Below are 19520 nucleotides of genomic sequence, written 5' to 3'. Positions count from 1 at the left end.
GGTGCCTCAGCGCGCCCCGATGGACTGCATGACGTGCTTGACCAGAGCGCGCTCGGAGCCGACACCGGTCTTGCGATACATGCGCAAGCGGCAGTTCTTGATGGTGCCCTTGCTGAGGCTGAGCTTCTGGGCGATCTCGCCGGTGGTCTGGCCATTCATCAGCAGGAGCAGGATCTCCCGTTCACGCGGCGTGAAGATGCCGAGGGCGTCCTCCAGCAGGCGGTCGGGGTCGTCCTCCATCCCGCGCTGCGGCGCATCGAGCACATACATGCGTCCGCCCGGCGCGAGCGGGAAGTCGCGGTCGAAGATCTCGACCTTCACGGTCAGTGCGCCCGAGGCATGGACCGTCCCGGCTGGCGCCACGCGCAGGGCCCCCACCGCATCGGCGAGGGCAGGCGCGCGCCGGGCGGCGTCACGCCAGGCGTCATTGGCGAAGACATCCACGCCGAAGCGGTCCTCGATGAGGGTGGGGCGGGTGATGAAGCCCTCCACCTGCGTCCCGCGCGGGTTGCGCAGGTCATTGAACAGGGCGCCGAGGTGGGAGCGGTGGAAGCCCTCCAGCATGGGGAAGATCAGCCGTGCGCGCTCGATGTCCTTTTGCGAGAAGCGCCCCGTCTCCCGCTCCAGAAACAGGCCGAAGCAGCAATGGCCGACGGTGGAGAAGAACATCCCCAGCTCGTCGGAGATGCTGGCGAGCGTCTGGAACACCTTGTGGTACATGTCCCATGACTGCCCCGGGGAGCCCACGTCGTTCAGCATCAGCACGCCGGGACTGCCATTCGTTCTCCAGTATTCGGAGAACGGGTCCACCGAGGAATAGAGGTTGCTGTAGTAGGCGACCACGTCGCTCGCCACGTCCTTGGTGTAGAGCACATCCGGCGGCGCCACGCGCGAATAGCGGATGATCCAGCAGGCATCGTGGTTGATGGCGGCACCGGCGAGTTCCACCAGCTCCCGGTGGAAGCGGTCCGAGCCGATCGAGCGGGCCACATCGCCCACGCGCGCAAACCATTCCGGGCTGTTCAGACGCACGGCGCTGTAGCGGGCAGGCTGGGCAGCGGGCCGGGGTTGATCGGCGTCGACCATCGCAACATGCCCCAATGGATTCGCCAATCGCGACATTCTTGTTGCGGCGAATTAAGCCGAAGCACCGGCGCTTGGCAATTCTTCGGACGGCGGGGATGGACCATGGGGCGCTCGCTTGAAAAATGGGGCCGGCCGAAGCCGGCCCCAAGGAGAAGTGCCGGAGAGCGCGATTGGGACGGAACGCTCTCCGGCGGCGCCCAGGGGGGAAGCTCCTCGGAGGAGGCCCGGAGAGAGCCCTGGGGCACGACGGCCTGAGGTGGCTAAGGTTTCAGGCCGTGCGTTCTTCAAGTGGGTGGGTGCGCAGGCGCAGCGGATCGTAGAAGGGCGTCTTCACGACCCGCGCCGCGAACGTCCCGTCGGCCCCGCGCACCTCCAGCTCGGTGCCGCAGGCGGCGAGGTCCGGCGCCACGTGGGCGAGAGCGAGGGAACGCATGAGGTAGCGGCTGTAGGCGGTGGAGTTCAGAAGGCCCACTTCCTTGCCGTTGAGGAACAGCTTGGCGCCCGGCTCCACGGCATCGTGGTGGTCGATCTCCACCCCCACCTGCGCGACCCGCTCCTGGCCTTTGCGGCGCACCAGCGCGTCACGCCCGCGGAAGGCGGGCTTCGACAGGTCCACCGTCCAGCCGAGACCGACTTCCCAAGGCGTCGTGTCGCCCTGCGGCATGTCATAGGGGAAGAACAGGAGGCCGCCTTCCACCCGCACCACGTCGAGGCAGGACCAGGACACCGGCATCGCGCCGAACGGCTGTCCGGCGGCGAGGATGGCGTCCCACAGCGCGACCGCATCCGCCGCCGCGCAGAACACCTCATAGCCCCGCTCGCCCGAATAGCCGCCACGGGCGATGGAGACGGGGCGGCCGAACAGGGTCGTCCGCTGGTGCCCGAAGTAGGGCAGGGTCTCCAGCGCGAACGGCGTATGCGCGTCGAGGATATCCAGCGCCTTCGGTCCCTGCAGGGACATGATGTGGACGTCGTTGTCCTTGGTGAAGGTCACGTCCCGGCCCGCCGCGATGCCCGGCAAGATGTCCTCCAGTGAACCGCCGCCGTGGGAGATGCGATAGGCGTCCGGCCCGTCGCAATAGATCAGCACGTCGTCGATGAGCGAGCCGTTCTCGTCCACCACGCTGGTGAGCGAGGAGCCGCCGGGCGCGATCTTCGAGATGTCCGAGGTGCACGTCTCGTTCAACACGGCGAGCGCTTCCGGACCCGCCACATCGATGATGCGCAGCGCGGAGACGTCGAACAGGCCGGCTGCGGTGCGCACCGCGATGACCTCGTCATAGGTGTCGGTGGCGTAGTTCTGCGGCACCGGCATGTCGTTCCAGGACGCCTCGAAGGCGGTGCCGAGCGCGCGGTGGCGGTCGGACAGCGCCGAGTGGCGGGAGTAGGCGGAAAGTCCCTGTGTCATCCTGCATGTTCCTTGCGGATCAGAGGTGGAAGAAGAGGTCGGAGAGGATCACCACCGCGATGCCGGCGATGAGGGCGAGATAGGGCAGGATGCCGGCGCGCTTCTGCGTCTTCGTTCCGTCGCCGACCTGCAAATCCTCGAAGGTCTCATGCGGGAACTTGCCGCCGTCCTGCACGTAGTGCCGGAAGATGAAGACCGGGATGATGAGCGCCGCTGTAATCAGCCCCGCCCACAGCGCCACCGGGTTCCACACCTTGGCGCCTGCGCCCATGAAGACCGCATTGGCGAAGGCGAAGACCGTGCCGAGCACGATGAGGACGGTAGGCGCCTTGTAGGGCCGCGCGACGTGGCCGGAGTCGATGCGGTGGATCCAGCCGGAGTTGAGGTTCAGGAAGTTGAAGATGATGTATCCGACGTTCGCGACCGCCAACACGAAGAAGAAACTGGTGGCATCGGCGCAGGCGATGGCGAGCAGCACGAGGTTGAACCACAGGTCCGTCCACATGGCCCGCGTCGGTGCGCCGTGCTCGTTCACATGGTCGAGGAAGCGCGGCAGCCAGCCATCCACGGCGCCCTGGTAGAGGGTGCGCGAGGAGCCCGCCATGGCCGTCATGATGGACAGCATCAAAGCGAGGATCATGAGCATCACGAGGGCGCTCTCGACGATCTTGCCGCCGCCCACCATGTGCGCCAGCGCCTGGGCGACGCCCGAGCCGTCCACGATGGCGGGGTCGAGCATTCCGGTCAGTCCGAGTGCGCCCTGGAAGGTGAAGGGCACGAGGATGAACAGCGCGAGGCACAGGAGGCCCGAGTAGAAGATGGCCTTGAAGGTGTCCTTCTCGGGATTGCGGAATTCGCTCGTGTAGCAGACGGCGGTCTCGAAGCCATAGGTGGACCAGGCGGCGATGAAGAGGCCGCCGAGCACCAGCGTCCAGCCCGGAATGTTCCAGCTGCCGGGATCAGCCGCGCCGGCGGCGGCCAGCGGCACCAGCGGTGAGAAATTCCCCCAGTCCACCTTGCCGGTGAGGATCGGCACGAGGCCGACGATGACCATGGGAATGATGACCGAGAGGCCGATCCACTTCTGCACGCTGGCGGTGCCCATGATGCCCCGGTGCTGGATGGCGAACACCACCAGCATCAGCGTTGCGCCCACGAAGAAGGAAGCGTTCAGCGAGAAGGAGACGGGGCCGATGGCGTGGGAGAGCAGCGTCCAGTCACGCACCGCCGGCGTCAGCGCCGCAACGGCCGCGGCGGCCTTCTCGGCATCGGTGCCGGTGAGGGTCGTGGCGTGGGCGGCGATCCATTGCGCCACCTCCGCGCTGTTCACCGCCGGGATGGGGGCGAACGCGTTGAGGATGTAGGCGGCAGCGATGGAGCAGCCGAGCGAGAGCACCGGGCTCCAGGCGAACCAGTTGCACCACACCGAGAGCGGCGCCACCAGCTTCACGTAGCGCACCCAGGCGGCTGCGCCATAGATGGAGGCGCCGCCCGACTTGTTCGGGAACAGGCCGGCGATCTCGGCATAGATGAAGGACTGGATGAAGCCCATGCCGATGGAGATGGCCCAGACGAGGAAGGAGAGCGTGCCGGTGGTTCCGGCGATGCCGCCGATGGAGAACAGCACCAGCGCGGGAACGCCGCTCGCCACCCAGAAGGCTCCGGTCCAGCTGATGGAGCGGTGCAGCTTCCCGTCACCCTCCGTTGTCGCGTGAATGTTGGTTATCGTCGTCACGGTGTCCTCCCTTGCCCGGTGCTTCGGGGCGACGGCGCGCGTGCCCGGCCCGGATGGTGTTGTCGTCACCCTTGCGGCGCTTCCGATGAAATCGGCGCGCGCTCTTCTTGCCTCTGGATGCGATCGAAAGGGTCGGCTGCCGGGACCGACTTGGCGCTCGGTCCCGGCCCGGAGTATCAGCTGGATCTACTGGATGCCCTTCTGCTTCCGCAGTTCCTCGGCGATCTCCAGCATGTCGCCGACGATGCCGTAGCGGGCGATGGTGAAGATGGAGGCCTCGGGGTCCTTGTTGATCGCCACGATGTTCTCCACGTGCTTCATGCCCCACTGGTGCTGCACCGAGCCGGAGATGCCCATGGCGATGTAAAGGTTGCACTTGGCCGCCAGCTGGCCGGACTGGCCCACCTGACGTGCCTTGGGCAGCCAGCCGTTGTCGGCGATGGGCCGCGAGCAGCCGAGCGTCGCACCGAGACCCTCCGCCAGTTCCAGGAACTGCGCCACGTTCGCCTCGTCCCCGACCCCGCGGCCGATGGAGAGGATGAAGGGCGAGCCGGGAATGTCGATGCCGCCCGTCGCTGGCGGATCGCGCCAGTCGAGGTGCTTGCTGCGGGCCTTTCCGTCGCCCACATCAAGGGCGGATACGGTCGGGCTGGCGGACGCCGTTTCCGGCGCGAAGGCGCCGCCCCGCAGGGTGAGGAGCACGCCGGTGCGGCCGGGAAAGTCGATCTCCACGAAGACCTTCTCGTTGTAGCCGGCGCGCGTCGCTATCACCTCGCCGCCCTCGACAGCGACACCGAACACGTCGGTGGCGAAGCCGAGGCCCTCGCCGATGGCGACGGCGGGCGCGAGGGAGAAGCTGTCCACGCCGTGCGGCATCAGCACCAGCGCGGGCAAGCGCTGGGCGATGACGGCGCGCAGCACCGCCTCGTAGATGTGCGGCTCGTAGGTCGCCGCGTCGGGACGGGCGACGGTGATGACCTCGTCCACCGCGCCGATGCTGACCGCCTTGGCGAGCGGGGCGGGATCGGCCGCGATGACGAGGACGACGACGGGGCCGCCGAGGGCCGCCTTGAGCGTGCCGGCGGCGCCGATGGCCTCCAGCGTGGCGTCGCGCAGGATGCCGCGCCGGTGCTCGGCCAGGATGAGAATGCCGGACATCAGCCGTTCACCTCCGAAATGATCTCAAGAAGACGGGCCACCTGCTGGGAGGGCGTGCCCGCGATGATCTCGCCGCGCCCGCGCTCGGGCACGAAGACGCGCCGCACCCGGCTCAATGCGCCGGCGCCGCCGATCTCGGCATCGGCAAGGCCGATGTCATGGGGCGTCAGGCACTCGATGGGCTTGGCATTGGCCTGCTTGATGGAGCGCAGGGAGGCATAGCGCGGCGTGTTGATGCCGAGCTGGATGGTGAGCACCGCGGGCGTTTCCACCTCAAGGCGCTCCGCCAGACCGCCTTCCAGTTCGCGCTCCACCTGAGCGGTGGCGGCGCCGGGGGTGAAGTCGAGCTTCGAGACCACCGCCGTGCGCGCCCAGCCGAGCAGCGCGGCGACCGACATGCCGGTCTGGGCGTGGCCCTGGTCGGCGGATTGCGCGCCGCACAGCACGAGGCCGGGCTCCTCGTTCTCCGCCACCTTGGCGATCACGCGGGCGATGGCCACGCGATCCGCCTCTTCGAGGCTCGCATCGTCCACGCGGATGGCGCGGTCGGCGCCCTTGGCCAAGGCCTTGCGCAGCACGTCGTCGGCATCGTCGGGGCCGATGGTCAGGACCACCACCTCGACGGAGCCTTCGGGCGCGGCTTCCTTGATCTGGACCGCCGCTTCCAGCGCGTATTCGTCGAATTCGTTGAGGTCGAACTCGCAGAAATCGGGATCGACGTCGCGACCATCGTCCTTGAGCTCGAACTCGTCGTCGAGCGAGGCGACGCGTTTCACCGGCACGAGTATCTTCATGGGTGTCCTCACGGCTGTGGGAAGGTTTCGAGGGGCCTGCGTGCGGCGCGCGTGGCGGCCGTTGCGTGGGTGACGGCGCGCTTGCCCACCGCGAAGCGCACCTGCGGCGCGTCGTCGTCGGCTGAGCCCCAGGCATCCGCCACCGGCAGGTTCGGATGACGCACGGCGAAGGCGCGGTTGAAGGGATAAGGATCGTCCAGTAGCAGGCGCAGGGCGGCTGCCGGGGCATCGGGATTGAGCGCCACCGCGCGCCGCACGTCCGCCTGCCCATGCCGGGCGAGACGGCGAAGCGCGGCTTCCCGCGCCTGCGGGTTGCGGGCGACGGCGGAGGCGACATCCACCCCCTCCTCCCGTTCGAGGGCGCGCAGCGCCTCGACCGGAAGGTCGGGGCGGCAGGCCACGGCGGCGCGCACCCATTCGTCGCCATCGCGGGCTAGGGTCGCGAGCACATCGGCCGGGCAGGCCGGATTGCGGCCAGCGGCGTGGCGCACCCGCGCCTGGGCATCGCCGCCCAGCCGCTGAATGAGCGCCGCCGGCAAAGCCGGGTTGCGGGCGAGCCAGACGCGTACCCACACATCGCCGTCACGAGAGAGGGCCTCCGCCAGATCCTCCGGCACCGCGACATGGCGGGCCTGAGCGCGGCGCACCCGGACGTCGCCGTCATCGGTCAAGGCGACTTCCTGGCCTTCCGCATGACCGCGCAGGGCCTGCGCGCGGACGGCCGGATCGGGATCGCCCATCAGGGCCTGACGCAGGCTCGGCGGCAGCACGGGATTGGATGCCGCCCGGCGGCGGATGGCGGCATTGGCATCGACGCACGCATCGGCCACCTGCGTGAGCGGGCAATGGGGATGCGCCACCGCCTCGGCGCGCACCACGGCATCGCCGCCCGCGAGCAGGGTGCGCAGCAGGTCCGCGTCCGCCTGGGGGTGGCGGGCGAGGGCGGCGCGCTCCGTGGCGTCCGCATGGTCCAGCAGGGCATGGAGGGCAACGGCCGGCGTTCCGGCATTGCGCAGCAGCGCGGCGCGCACGGCGGCGTCCGCATTCATGGCGAGGCCGATGAGCGCGACTGAAGGCGTGTTGGCATGGGCGGCGAGGGCCGCGCGTGTCGCCGCGTCGTCCATCTGCCGCGCGAGGCGCAGCAGCGTCGCGCCGGATGTGGCCGGGTTGCGCACGATGCGCTGGAGGATGGCGGGCCGGTCCTCGCCGGCAAGGAGGGCGAGGAAGGCCGGCGGCGCGAAGGGCAGCGCGGCGAACACCAGCTTCAGCCGCGCATTGGAGAGGAGCAGTCGCGCCAGCGCCGCCTGCGCCCACTCCGCGCCCTCCGCCCCATAGGCCGGGAGCGCGAGATAGGCGTCGCCCCGGGCGATCAGCGCACCCGTCAGCGCACTCATATTGGCGGGCGCGCCCATCGCTCAGCCGACCTCTGCGGGGGCGGGAAGGACAGCGGGCTCCTCGGGCTCCAGCGCCTCGGCGAGCAGTTCGGTCAGCTCCAGCACCCGGAAGTTGCGCTCATTGCCGGTGGTCTTCACCGCGTCCTCGAGCATGGTCATGCACTTGGGGCAATTGACCACCAGAGCATCGAGGCCATGGATCTCGGCGGCTTCCCGCGCGCGGATATCGCCCACCTTGGTGGTGCCGGGCGGATCGGGCACCCACACCCGCCCGCCGCCACCGCCGCAGCAGAAGGAATTGTCCCGGCTCATGCCCATCTCCACCAGCTTCACGCCGGTGGCGGCGAGCACGTCGCGCGGGGCGTCATAGCCCTTGTTGAGGCGGCCGAGGTGGCAGGGGTCGTGATAGGTGACGGTGAAGTCCAGCTTGCGGGCGGGGGTGATGCGCCCGTCCGCCATCAGCTCCTTCAGGAAGGCGCTGGCGTGGCTCACGTCATAGGTGCCGCCGAGGTCGGGATATTCGTTCTTCAGCGTGTTGAAGGAATGCGGATCGGTCGTGACGATGCGGTTGAAGCTGCAATCGCCGAGCGTCGAGATGTTGCCTTCGGCGAGCTGCTGGAACAGGCCCTCCTCGCCCACGCGCCGCACGTCGTTTCCGGCCGTGGTCTCGCCCTCGTAGAGGATGCCGAAGTCGATGCCCGCGGAATGCAGAATGCGGGCAAAGGCGCGGCTGACCTTCTGGTTGCGCGGGTCGAAGCTCGCATAGTCGCCCACGAACCAGAGCACATCCACGGGCTCCTTGCGCGCGTCCTTGATCTTGAACGGCAGGTCCTTGGTCCAGTTGGGGCGCTTGCGGCGGCTTTCGTTGAAGCAGTTGCCGGTCTTGTTGACCGCCCCGAGGGTGCGCTGGAGGGCCGGATCCATCTCGCCTTCGTCCACCAGCGTGCGGCGGAGCATGTTGATGAGGGGGACGTGCTCCACCCCCACCGGGCAGATCTCCGTGCAGGCACCGCACTGGCGGCAGGACCACAGGGTCTCCGGCCGGTATTCGCCGGTGGCGAGGCCGATGAGGGGCGTGGCGCAGCCGGCGGCGCGGGGCTTCGGCAGCACCTCGCCGAGATGGGTGTTGGCCTGCTCGCGCAGAGTCAGAACCACGTCGCGCGGGGAGAGCGGATAGCCGGCGGCGCGCGCCGGGCAGGCCTCGTGGCAGCGGCCGCACTTGGTGCACGCGTCCGCCTGGACGAGATAGCGGCTCGCGACATCGCCCAGCTCGCGATAGCCGATGCGGTCGGCGTCGAGATCGCCCAGCGGCAGATGGCGGATGGCCTCGGGATTGCGCAGCAGCCAGGAAGCGCCGGCGGTGAAGATGTGCTTCGCCTTGGTATAGGGAATGAGCGCGATGAAGGTGAGCGCCAGCACGCCGTGCAGCCACCACAGCCCCATGCGCAACGCCCCCGCGCCGGTGCTGGTGAAGCCCAGCGCCTTGAGGCCGGCGGCGATGGACGCACCCACCGGCGCCCACCAGCGCGTGTCCCAGACCGCGGGGTCGTTCTGGAGCCACACCATGCGGGCGCCGGAGAGCAGAAAGCCGGTGATGCCGATGAGAAGCAGGGTCCACAGGAAGGCCCAGTCCTCGATGCGGTAGCGCTCGCGAGAGAAGTCGGCATCCTGCGGCGTGCGGTCGGGCCGCGCATAGTCGAGCTTCGGCGGCTTCAGCCAGCCGCGCCGCCACATCATGTAGAGGAGGCCGCAGATGAAGCCGGTGCCGGCGAGCGTCATCGTGAGCTTGAACAGCAAATAGAAATGGCCGTGCCAGAATTCGAGGCCGATGAGCGGGCCGAGAATGTCTTCCTGCAGGGTGATGGTGGCGGTGCCGATGAACAACAGCGCGAAGCCGTAGAAGATGAAGGCATGGAGCCGCCCGACCGCGGTGTCGCGCCGGCGCAGTGTGCGATGGGAGGCGATGGTCTTCGCGGTATCGAGAAGCCTGCGTCCGATGTCGCCCCAGGCAAGGCGCGCGCCCCGGCGTCCGGCGCGATACTTGTGAACTTGGGCGTAGACGCCCCAGGCGAATGCCGCCATGCAGCCGATGGCATAGACATAGAAGATCGCGAGCATCCAGGGCGAGAAGTCCTGGAACAGGATGCGCGTGACCTTGGATGGATCGATGCCACTTGGAATCATGTGCTGCTCGCCCTCTGATTTTGTTCTTGATTGCGCCCTTGCAAATGCCCGGACCGGCCGAGGGATTGGACCCCGGCGACGGCGGGCATGCGGGGCGCGTGATCTGCCGCGCCCCGCCCGCTCTGACCAGGACGAGGGGAACTAGCCCTGGTAGCGGATCTCGTAGGAGCCGCCCGGCTGGTAGGGCGCGCCGTAGACGGCGGCCTCGCGGCGGTAGGGCTTGGGCTCCTGCGGGTTCGCCTCTTCGATCTCGCGGGCAAGGCGCTGCCCGTCGAAGGTGGCGTCGGCGATGAGCTTGGGTGCCCAGGCGTCGCCGATCACGTACACCCCCTTGATGCCGCGGGCGTCCCACTCGCCGGAGCGCGCCTTGAGGGCCCGGAACAGGGCATCCTCGGAGCGGCGGGCGGTGACGAGCACGAGGGTGTCGTACTCGTGCCAGGCGTGGGTGGTGTTTGCGGTGCGCGGCATTTTGCCGGGGCCGGTATAGACGCGCTTATGCCCGTCGCCCCAGAGGTTGTAGAGCTCGATCCGCCCGTCTTCCACGCGGCTCGCCCAGGTGCTGGAGAGCACGTTGATGTGCAGCTCGTGCAGCATGCGGTGCATGTTCGGCGCTTCGAGCGTGAAGTGCATGTAGCGGCCGAGTTCAACGCCCGACGCCACGGTCACCTGATGCCCTGCCTCCGCCAGCTTCTGCGCGAGGCTCGGCGCCATGTAATAGGGGTCGGCATTGAGGATCATCACCCGCTTGCCGATCGGCTTGGTGCCGAGGATCACGTCCTCGGGCGTGAGCACATTGGCGCGTGGCGTGCCTTCCAGGCCCGGGATGGGCGCATGGGTGAGGCAGTTGGTGCCGTCCGTGACCCAGTGGGCGCCGGTGGCGATCACCACCTTGTCGGCACCGTAGGAGAGCACGTCCTCCACCGAGAGCTTCTTGCCGCCGAGGGCGATCTGGCTGTCGCGGTTGCGCTTCACCAGCTTGTTCAGCTGCACTTCGCGATAGTCGCGGTGATAGCTCCACTCGCCGAGGCCGGGAAGGGTGGCCACTTCGTTCACATAGCCGCCGACCTTCTCGGCGCTGTCCACGAGATGGACCACATAGCCGCGCTCCATGAGCACGCGGGCGCACTCGGAGCCGGAGGGGCCGGCGCCCACCACCAGGATGGCATCGTCCGAGCCCTTCTTGGGGAAGCGCTCGGGATGCCAGCCGCGGCGGAATTCCTCGCCGGCGGTGGCGTTCTGGGTGCAGATCATGGGCGGGCCGCCGATCTCCCAGCGGGAGATGCAGACGTTGCAGCCGATGCAGGTGCGGATGTCGTCGAGCCGGCCGTCGCGGATCTTCTCCGGGAGGAAGGGATCGGCGATGGAGGGCCGCGCGGCGCCGATCACGTCCAGCTCGCCGTTGCGGATAACCTCGACCATCTTCTCCGGATCGGTAAACCGGCCGACGCCGAGCACGACCTTCTTGGAGGCCTGCTTCACGAACTTCTGCCAGGAGAGCTGGTGGCCCTGACGGTAGAAGCGGGAGGGCCCGGCATCCTCGCCCCACTCGGCGATGTCGCCCACGTTCACGTCCCAGAGGTCCACGAGGTCGTCGGCCAGCTCGACGAACTTGAGGCCGTCGCGCTCTACCTCGATGCCGTCTTCGCCGATCAGCGTATCGACGGCGAAGCGGGTCGCGATGGCGCATTCGGAGCCCACGGCCGCCTTCATCTGCTCCAGGGTCTCGATCCAGAAGCGGGCGCGGTTCTCGAAGCTGCCGCCGTATTTGTCGGTGCGCTTGTTATAATACTTGGAGAGGAACTGCAGCGGCAGATAGGAGTGCGCACCGTAGCAATAGATGATGTCGAAGCCGGCATCGCGGGCGCGGCGGGCAGCCTCCACGTAGAAGCCCTGCACGCGACGGATGTCGTCGTGGTCCATCTCGTGGCAGTAGGTGAGGGATTCGAACTCTGAGGCGTACTGGCTGGGACCGCGCGCAGTCTGGCGGGTCTCCATGCACGGGGCGTGGGCGCCGCCGTACCACAGCTCGACGCCGGCAAGGGCGCCGTACTTGTGGATTTCCGATGTCATGGCGGCGAGGTTGCGCACGTCGCCTTCATCCCAGATGCGGGCGGAGACGCGGTGCGTGTCGTCCGATTCCGGATGGATGGAACAGTATTCGGTGTTGAGCGCCGCCCAGCCGCCTTCGGCCTTCAGCGAACGGTGCGCGGCCTGGAAGCCGGGCTTGTCGGAACCGGCGCCGATGCAGTGCGGCACCTGATAGAAACGGTTCCGAAGGGTTTTCGGCCCGATCTTGATGGGCTCGAAAAGAATATCGTATTTGCTGACACCCAGCGTTTCGTGCGTCATCTCGACTCCCCGTAATTAATCCGGAAGGCAGGTGTGTGACGACCGGATCTCTTCGCCGAAAAAGACAAGCAGAAGGCTCTGCGCGCACGGGTGCGCACATCGATACTTTCGCTTCTCGACGAAGAGCTTGCTTGTCTGTTCCCGGTCGTTTTCTTATTGGGATAACTCTAACGCGCCGGGCCATGTCTCCGGCAATAGTGCCAAATGGCACTATCGTGACATGCGGCACTGCAAAATCCGGCAGGTCTGCTATGGGCCCGGGCGCCTGACGCAGAGGAAGACTAGGCACGTCTGGGGTGGCGCGCACGCTTGCGGTCGCTGAAGCCCGGTCCGATGAGATCGACGGGTCGACGCGCGAACGATCCGCCCGGCAGGGAGTACCCGCACGGCGGCTCTATGGTGTTGGGATTTGGATGGGTTTGCCCGGACCCGTCAGGTGAACAGCGTCAGCACGCCGGTGTAGCCGTAAAGGTGATGGCGGGCGATCTCGCCGCCGGCGAAGAAACCGATGAGTGGGACCGGGCCGAGCGCCTCGCGCACCATCTTGAACTCCGCGCTGGGTGCGCCGAAATGCGGGCCGCCGCGACCGGAGCAGCTCACATAGAGCGCGCCGCGTGCGCCGCCGGCGGCATCGGCCTGCGCCTTCACTTCCGCAATGATGCGCAGGAGATCGTGGCGCGCGGCGTCCGCGTTGCGCTTGCAGAAGGCGAGCCGGGCGCCGGCCTCCAATTGCTCCGCCACCACCAGCACCCCGGCCTTGCGGCCGACGCCCACGAGGTGGCGCACCTGCGTGTCGGTGCCGAAGCGGCCCGGCGCTGCGCTGGCATCCTCGCCCGGTGAGACGAGACCGGCCAGCGTCTGGCCGAGTTCGAGGCGCAGCTGCTCGTCGGGAATGTCGGCGGGCAGGCCGAGGTCCTCCATCGCGCAGTCCAGAGCCCGTGTGCCATCGAGGGTCACGAGGTAATTGCCTTCGGCGCGGTCGATGGCCCGCTTTGGGCCGATGGGCTGGCAGCCCTGCGTGACGCGGGAGAGCACCGGCACCTGCGGCCCGAAAGCGACGCCGGACACGCCGCCGAGCATCACGTCGTCGGCAAACAGCAGAGGCTGGTTGCGCGCCGAGGAGAGGCCGCCGAACAAATAGCCGGTGAGTGTCTGGCCAGCCAGAACCTTGAGCCGCTCGGGCAGGTCCGGCGTACCGCCGTCGGCATGGACGAGGGCAGTGAAAGGCTCGAACCCATCCGCCCCCAGCGGCGCGAGATCGGAGAAGACACGGAAGCTGTCCGGCGGAATGTCGGCGAGCATGATCGCGATGCCCGGCGCATCGAAATATTCCACGTCGTCCGCCGCCACCCCGACGCCGATGGTGCCGACCCAGCTTACCGCCGGGAGGCCCGCTTTCAGGGCCTCCATGATGTTGCCGGCGGCACCGGTATAACGGTCGGAAAGGTAGCACCAGCCGAGCGTCGGCGGCGGCTTGTCTGTCAGCTGAGCCTGCAGCTGGCTCCAGCAGGAGCCGAGGGCGGCCTGCCAGTCGGTATTGCCGGCGTGGGCGAAGGAGAACTGGCTCATGAGCGGGTTTCCGCGCAATGCGTCCGGATGCGGACAAGGATGGGGGGAAACCCCGCCACGGCCGGGTGCGTTTGGCGCGGATCACGCGACACTTTGCGGGGCAGCAAGGTCATTCCATACCCGAAGCAATCGGCGTGCCGTGGCCTCGTGCTTAGGCCACGGGCGAGCGCATCTCCTCGCCGAGCACGGCCTGCACGTCGGAAAGGATACGGCGGAACTCCTCGTCCACCCGTCGCTCGAAGGCAAAGGCGGCATCGGCCTCGAGGCCGGCATCCTCGTGGGCGTCGTGGAAGGTCAGCTTCTGGCTGACCGCCTCCACCAGCGCCGGTCGAAGGGTCTCGTCCCGCGCCATCAATTGCAGCGCCAGCACGAGGATCTTGCGGTGGGCCGCCGCGGCGATGTCCAGCTCCAGCGGCGTTCGCGCCGGCAGACCGTCGGGGGCCGCCGGGTGCGTATCGTGCTCATCGGCCATGGCCGTCCTCCGCTCGGTCGCGCCCCTTTGGGCAACCCGCCGGGCGGGGGGATGTTCCCCCGATCAGCGCGGGCCGAGCGTGACTGCCAGCGCGGTCATGTCGTCGAACTGCAGCGCGGTGTCGGCCCAGCGGATTGCCGCGTCGAATATGCCGGAAAGGAAGGCTGCGGCGGGAAGGTCGGGCGCGGCTGCGAGGGCGGCCGTCGCGGCGGCTTCGAGCCGCGCCTCTCCGAACGCTTCTTCCGCCGGGTTGAACGCGTCGGTGAGGCCGTCCGAAAACAGGAACAGCCGGTCGCCGGGCGTAAGCGTCACGGTCGCGGCGCGGGTGCGGGCGCCTTCCATCATCGCGAGCGCCGGCCCGGTGGCCGCAGGGCGCTCCACGCCGCCGTCGGCGCGCAGGATCATGCAGTCCGTATGGCCGCAATTGCAGTAAGTGAGAACACCCGTGTCGAGATCGATGACGCCGCAGAACAGGGTGACGAACATGTCCTCGCCATTGGTGGCGCAGAGCAAGTCGTTTACCCGCGCAACCGCTACGGCAAGGTCCGGCTCGCTCCGCAGAACCATGCGCAGCGCGGTCTGGGTGGCGCTCATGAACAAGGCGGCGGGGGTGCCCTTGCCAGCGACATCGCCCAGCGTCACCACCAGCCGGCGGCCGTCGATAAGGAAGTAATCGTAGAAATCGCCGCCCACGTCTTTCGCCGGACGCATGGCGGCGAAGATATCCGCTCTGCCGCTCAGCACCTCCGGCGGCAAAGGCGGGGGCAGCATGGCGCGCTGGATGGCGGCGGCGTTGGCCATCTCCCGCCGCTCCGCCGCGCGGCTCATGATCGCCTCGGCGAGACGGCGGAAGGAGTGGGAGAAATCCACCATCTCCGGCAGTGGATTGCGCAGGTCATCGAGCAGGGCAAGGTCGAACTCGCGCCGCTCCAGCGCATTAAGGGCGTTGGCGTAGAAGCCGAAGACCTGATTGAAGGTCTCGAAACGGCGACCGAACTGGCGCATCACCGCTGACAGGAGATCCGGCCGCAGCCGTCCCGCCGCCTCCAATACCTCCGCCGATAGCCGGACGGCGCGGAGCGGGGTAAGGGCATCCACATGGGCAGTGCGGGCGACGCCGGTGAAGGCGGCGATCTCGCCGATCACCGCTGGTGCCTGCAATTGCGCCAGCTGGACGTGCTCATAGGGCGTATCGATGGTGACGACCGCCGTGCCCTCGAACACCAGGAGGGCGAAGGTGCCGACATCCCCCCGGCAGAGCAGGCGCGTGCCAGGCGCGACCTCCATCCACTCACCGCGGGCGATCAGGTCGGCCAGCTCCTCTAGCGGAAAGGCGGCGAAATAGGGATGGCGGGCCATCACCTGCGCGGCCGTGAGGGCGTGCTTCGCGGTTCCGTCCGAACCGGTCGGATCCGGTACCGTCTGCTGCGATGCTCCTGGTGCCATGGTTCGTGCGCGCCCCTCGCGATAATCCACTATAGCGCAGGCCGGGCGGGACGACCTTACCTCAAACGCGGGACGGCACCGGGCCTACCGGATGCGCAACTGGGCGATGGCCCGCGACAGCACGGCGAACAGCACCGCCGTGGACCAGCCGAACAGCAGCATGCCGTTGGCCGCCGTCATCGGCCCGAGGATGCGCCACGGGCGGGCCGGGATGAGGTCGCCGTAGCCCAGCGTCGTAAAATTGACGAAGGCGAAATAGTAGATGTTGTCCGGCTCGGTGGCGCCCGTGAGCGCATAGAGCTGCGCCCACACCATCACTTCCAGCAGGTGGATGACGGTGAGGATCGTGCCCGAGGCCGCCATGACGATGACGAGGGTCTCGATCTTGCGCCGTCCGGTGAGGTGGTGCGAGGCGAAGCGCACCATCTTGATGACGATGACCGTGCCCAAGGCCTGGATCGCGATGGTGATGATGCTGACCAGAAGACCCGCAGCGAACGCCCCGTCCATCCACATGCCCCTGTCTCTTCCTGTTCCGCGAGTCCGCGCCGCCACGGCTTGCCTGATGAACCGGCGCGAACGCGGCGGCAAGGGGAGGTCGCCACAGGTCTCGGCCTCGCCCGGCGAGGTCGCGGTGGCGGGGTCGCGGCGCGGTCGCATTGATCTTGATCGGTTTCTGTGTATTTTGCGCCGCAAAATATCCCTTTCCCGGCGGGCCCGAGTCATTCGGACCCGCGTTTTCGTGCTGGACCTTCCATGAAGCTGCGGAACATCGCCATCATCGCCCACGTCGACCACGGCAAGACCACGCTGGTGGACGAGCTGCTGAAGCAGTCGGGGTCCTACCGCGAGAACCAGCGGGTCGCCGAGCGCGTGATGGATTCGAACGATCTCGAGAAGGAGCGCGGCATCACCATCCTCGCCAAGGCCACCTCGGTGGTCTGGAAGGACACGCGCATCAACATCGTCGACACCCCCGGCCACGCCGACTTCGGCGGCGAGGTGGAGCGCATCCTGAACATGGTGGACGGTGCCATCGTGCTCGTGGACGCCGCGGAAGGCCCCATGCCGCAGACCAAGTTCGTGGTCGGCAAGGCGCTGAAGATCGGCCTCAAGCCCATCGTGGCCATCAACAAGGTGGACCGCTCCGACGCGCGTCCGACCGAGGTCATCAACGAGGTGTTCGACCTGTTCGCGGCGCTCGACGCCACCGATGAGCAGCTCGATTTCCCGATCCTCTACGGTTCCGGCCGCAGCGGCTGGATGGCCGATAGCCCGGAAGGCCCCATGGACCAGGGCATGGCGCCTTTGTTCGATCTCGTGCTGCGCCACGTGCCTGAGCCGACCGTCGACGACGGCCCGTTCCGCATGATCGGTACGCTGCTCGAGGCCAACCCCTTCCTCGGCCGCATGATCACCGGGCGCATCACCTCCGGCTCCATCAAGCCGAACCAGGCCATCAAGGTGCTGGCGCAGGACGGCTCGCTGGTGGAGCAGGGCCGCGTCTCCAAGATCCTCGCCTTCCGCGGCATCGAGCGCCAGCCCATCGAGGAAGGCGTGCAGGGCGACATCGTCGCCATTGCCGGCCTGTCCAAGGGCACGGTGGCCGACACCTTCTGCGCGCTCGAAGTGACCGAGGCGATGGAAGCTCAGCCCATCGATCCCCCCACCGTCACCATGTCGTTCATCGTGAACGATTCGCCCCTCGCCGGCACCGAGGGCGACAAGGTGACCAGCCGCGTCATCCGCGACCGCCTGTTCCGCGAGGCGGAGGGCAACGTGGCGCTGAAGATCGAGGAATCCACCGAGAAGGATTCCTTCTTCGTGTCGGGCCGCGGCGAACTTCAGCTGGCGGTGCTCATCGAGACCATGCGCCGCGAAGGCTTCGAGCTCGCCGTGTCGCGTCCCCGCGTGGTGTTCAAGAAGGACGAGGCCACCGGCCAGACCCTTGAGCCCATCGAGGAAGTGCTGATCGACGTGGACGAGGAATATTCCGGCACCGTCGTCCAGAAGATGAGCGAGCGCCGCGCCGAGATGATCGAGATGCGCCCCTCCGGCGGCAACCGCCAGCGCCTCGTCTTCTACGCCCCCACCCGCGGCCTCATCGGCTACCAGTCGGAGCTGCTTACCGACACCCGAGGCACGGCCATCATGAACCGGCTGTTCCACGAATATGCGCCCTATCGCGGTGAGATCGCCGGCCGCACCAACGGCGTGCTCATCGCCAACGCGGCAGGCGAGGCGGTGGCCTACGCCCTGTGGAACCTCGAAGATCGCGGCCCGATGATGATCGAGCCCGGCTGGAAGGTGTACCAGGGTATGCTCATCGGCGTGCACAACCGGGACAACGACCTGGAAGTGAACGTGCTGAAGGGCAAGCAGCTCACCAACATCCGCACCACCTCCAAGGACGAGGCCGTGCGCCTCACCCCGCCGATCCGCATGACGCTGGAGCGCGCGCTGGCGTGGATCCAGGACGACGAGCTGGTTGAGGTGACGCCCAAGTCCATCCGCCTGCGCAAGCGCCTGCTGGACCCCAACGACCGCAAGCGCGAGGAGCGCAAGAAGGAAAGCGAGATGGCCTGAGGGCCGTCTGCTTTAGGTGTTTGAAGAGGGCAGCGGTTCCGGCCGCTGCCCTTTTTTGTTGGGTTGTCGGTTGCCGTCTCGCGCGCGGGAGAGGGAGGCTCCGGCCCTATCCCTCCGCCACCTCCACCACCCTCTCTGCGATGGCGAGGCAGCTCGTCAGCCCCGGCGATTCGATGCCGAAGAGATTCACCAACCCCGGTACGCCATGCGCCGCCGGCCCCTGGATAGCGAAATCGGGTGCGCGCCCCTCCACGCCGGGGATCTTCGGCCGGATGCCGGAATAGCCGGGTGCCAGATCCTCCTCGCGCAACTCCGGCCAGTAGCGGCGGATGGAGGCCATCATGGCGGCCTTGCGTGCAGGGTCGACAACGTAGTCCCGCGTGCTGACCCACTCCACATCGGGGCCGAAGCGCCCTTGCCCGCCGAGGTCCAGCGTGAGGTGCGTGCCGAGGCCGCCCACCTCCGGCACAGGGTAGATCAGGCGCGAGAAGGGCACTTTCCTGAGGCAGGTGAAGTAATTGCCCTTGGCCATTGTCTCCTGCGGCACCAGATGGGGGGGCATGCCGGAGATGGCGCGGGCGAGGGCAGGGGCATCGAGCCCGGCGGAATTGATGAACAGCCGGCAGGCGAGCGCCATGGGCTCCGGCCCGCCGGTGGTCAGAACGATGCCGTCCGCCCCCGCCTCTGCGGCGACGACGGGGGAGGAGAGGGCGAGCATCCCGCCGGCCGCCTCCATGTCGCCGAGCAGCGCCAGCATCAGGCCGTGAGAGTCCACGATGCCGGTGGAGGGCGAGTGCAGCGCCGCGTGGGCCGAGAGCGCCGGCTCCAGCGCCTGCGCCTGCGCGCCGCTCAGCATCTTGAGATCATCGACGCCGTTGGCCGCGCCGGTCTTCGCCAGCTTCTCCAGATAGGCCACTTCCTCCGGCGTGGCGGCGACGATGAGCTTGCCGATGCGCTTGTGCCCCACCCCGTGGCTCTCGCAGAAGGCGTAGAGCAGCTCCTTGCCGCGCACGCACAGCTCGGCCTTGAGGCTGCCCGGCTCGTAATAGATGCCGGCATGGATTACCTCCGAGTTGCGCGAGGAGGTGCCGGTGCCGATGGCGTCCGCCGCTTCCACCAGCACCACTTCCCGTCCCGCCAGCGCCAGCGCGCGGGCGATGGCGAGCCCCACCACGCCCGCGCCCGCGACGATGCAGTCCACCCGATCCATACCGCTCTTCCCGTGATCCGCGACCGGTACCATAGCGCAGGCGGGGGCCACGCAAAGCGTCTCCCTGGAAGTGCTCCAGCCAGCAACTAGTTGCTATCGGCAGGAGGGGTCGCGATGTCCAATCGGGGC

General features: G+C 67.9%; 14 protein-coding genes. 1 reads left to right on the top strand and 13 read right to left on the bottom strand.

The genetic code is table 11. From position 1 onward, the window contains the following. Positions 1-6 precede the first annotated feature (6 nt). The 12 genes from ACT54R_RS06715 to ACT54R_RS06660 form a co-directional block, all read right to left on the bottom strand. The gene (locus tag ACT54R_RS06715; protein WP_476324762.1) at positions 7-1086 is read right to left on the bottom strand and encodes a helix-turn-helix transcriptional regulator; all 1080 of its coding nucleotides are present in this window, start codon (positions 1084-1086) and stop codon (positions 7-9) included. 268 nt (positions 1087-1354) lie between these two features. Further along, positions 1355-2494 carry an aminomethyl transferase family protein gene (locus ACT54R_RS06710; RefSeq protein ID WP_476324760.1) on the bottom strand — a complete coding sequence of 380 codons (1140 nt, stop codon included), beginning with the start codon at positions 2492-2494 and terminating at the stop codon, positions 1355-1357. Between the two features lie 19 nt (positions 2495-2513). Continuing rightward, positions 2514-4229 (bottom strand): APC family permease, encoded by a 1716-nt coding sequence (locus tag ACT54R_RS06705; protein ID WP_476324758.1) that lies wholly within the window; start codon positions 4227-4229, stop codon positions 2514-2516. A 186-nt stretch (positions 4230-4415) separates the two neighbouring features. Further along, a complete protein-coding gene (locus ACT54R_RS06700; RefSeq protein ID WP_476324756.1) occupies positions 4416-5387 on the bottom strand; it encodes an electron transfer flavoprotein subunit alpha/FixB family protein in 972 nt (323 codons plus the stop codon). Then, positions 5387-6181: an electron transfer flavoprotein subunit beta/FixA family protein gene (locus ACT54R_RS06695; RefSeq protein ID WP_476324754.1), complete on the bottom strand. Its 795-nt coding sequence runs from the start codon at positions 6179-6181 to the stop codon at positions 5387-5389. Before ACT54R_RS06695 ends, ACT54R_RS06700 begins: the two co-directional genes overlap by 1 nt. Positions 6182-6189: 8 nt before the next feature. Next, entirely contained in the window at positions 6190-7575 is a 1386-nt protein-coding gene (locus tag ACT54R_RS06690) for a hypothetical protein (RefSeq protein ID WP_476324752.1), read from the bottom strand. 21 nt (positions 7576-7596) lie between these two features. Further along, a complete protein-coding gene (locus ACT54R_RS06685; protein WP_476324750.1) occupies positions 7597-9759 on the bottom strand; it encodes a (Fe-S)-binding protein in 2163 nt (720 codons plus the stop codon). 141 nt (positions 9760-9900) lie between these two features. Then, a complete protein-coding gene (locus ACT54R_RS06680) occupies positions 9901-12108 on the bottom strand; it encodes an oxidoreductase (RefSeq protein WP_476324748.1) in 2208 nt (735 codons plus the stop codon). Positions 12109-12540: 432 nt separating this feature from the next. After that, complete coding sequence (locus ACT54R_RS06675) at positions 12541-13677, bottom strand: FIST signal transduction protein (protein WP_476324746.1); 1137 nt, start codon at positions 13675-13677, stop codon at positions 12541-12543. Positions 13678-13828: 151 nt separating this feature from the next. After that, the gene (locus tag ACT54R_RS06670) at positions 13829-14149 is read right to left on the bottom strand and encodes a hypothetical protein (protein WP_476324744.1); all 321 of its coding nucleotides are present in this window, start codon (positions 14147-14149) and stop codon (positions 13829-13831) included. A gap of 63 nt (positions 14150-14212) precedes the next feature. Beyond that, on the bottom strand, positions 14213-15595 hold the full coding sequence (locus ACT54R_RS06665) for a PP2C family protein-serine/threonine phosphatase (protein ID WP_476324742.1): 1383 nt from the start codon (positions 15593-15595) through the stop codon (positions 14213-14215). A gap of 84 nt (positions 15596-15679) precedes the next feature. Beyond that, the gene (locus ACT54R_RS06660; RefSeq protein WP_476324740.1) at positions 15680-16105 is read right to left on the bottom strand and encodes an ion channel; all 426 of its coding nucleotides are present in this window, start codon (positions 16103-16105) and stop codon (positions 15680-15682) included. 246 nt (positions 16106-16351) lie between these two features. Here ACT54R_RS06660 and typA point away from each other — a divergent pair, with 246 nt between their 5' ends. Then, positions 16352-18181, top strand: a complete 1830-nt coding sequence (gene typA / locus ACT54R_RS06655) for a translational GTPase TypA (RefSeq protein WP_168459313.1) — start codon at positions 16352-16354, stop codon at positions 18179-18181. A 106-nt stretch (positions 18182-18287) separates the two neighbouring features. On the opposite strand, the gene ACT54R_RS06650 is transcribed toward typA, so the two are convergent. Continuing rightward, a complete protein-coding gene (locus tag ACT54R_RS06650; protein WP_476324738.1) occupies positions 18288-19391 on the bottom strand; it encodes an NAD(P)/FAD-dependent oxidoreductase in 1104 nt (367 codons plus the stop codon). Positions 19392-19520 lie beyond the last annotated feature (129 nt).

Source organism: Xanthobacter sp. DMC47 (assembly GCF_056313845.1).
The sequence above is the reverse complement of the archived record's forward strand: the minus strand, read 5'-3'. Positions and strand labels throughout refer to the sequence as shown.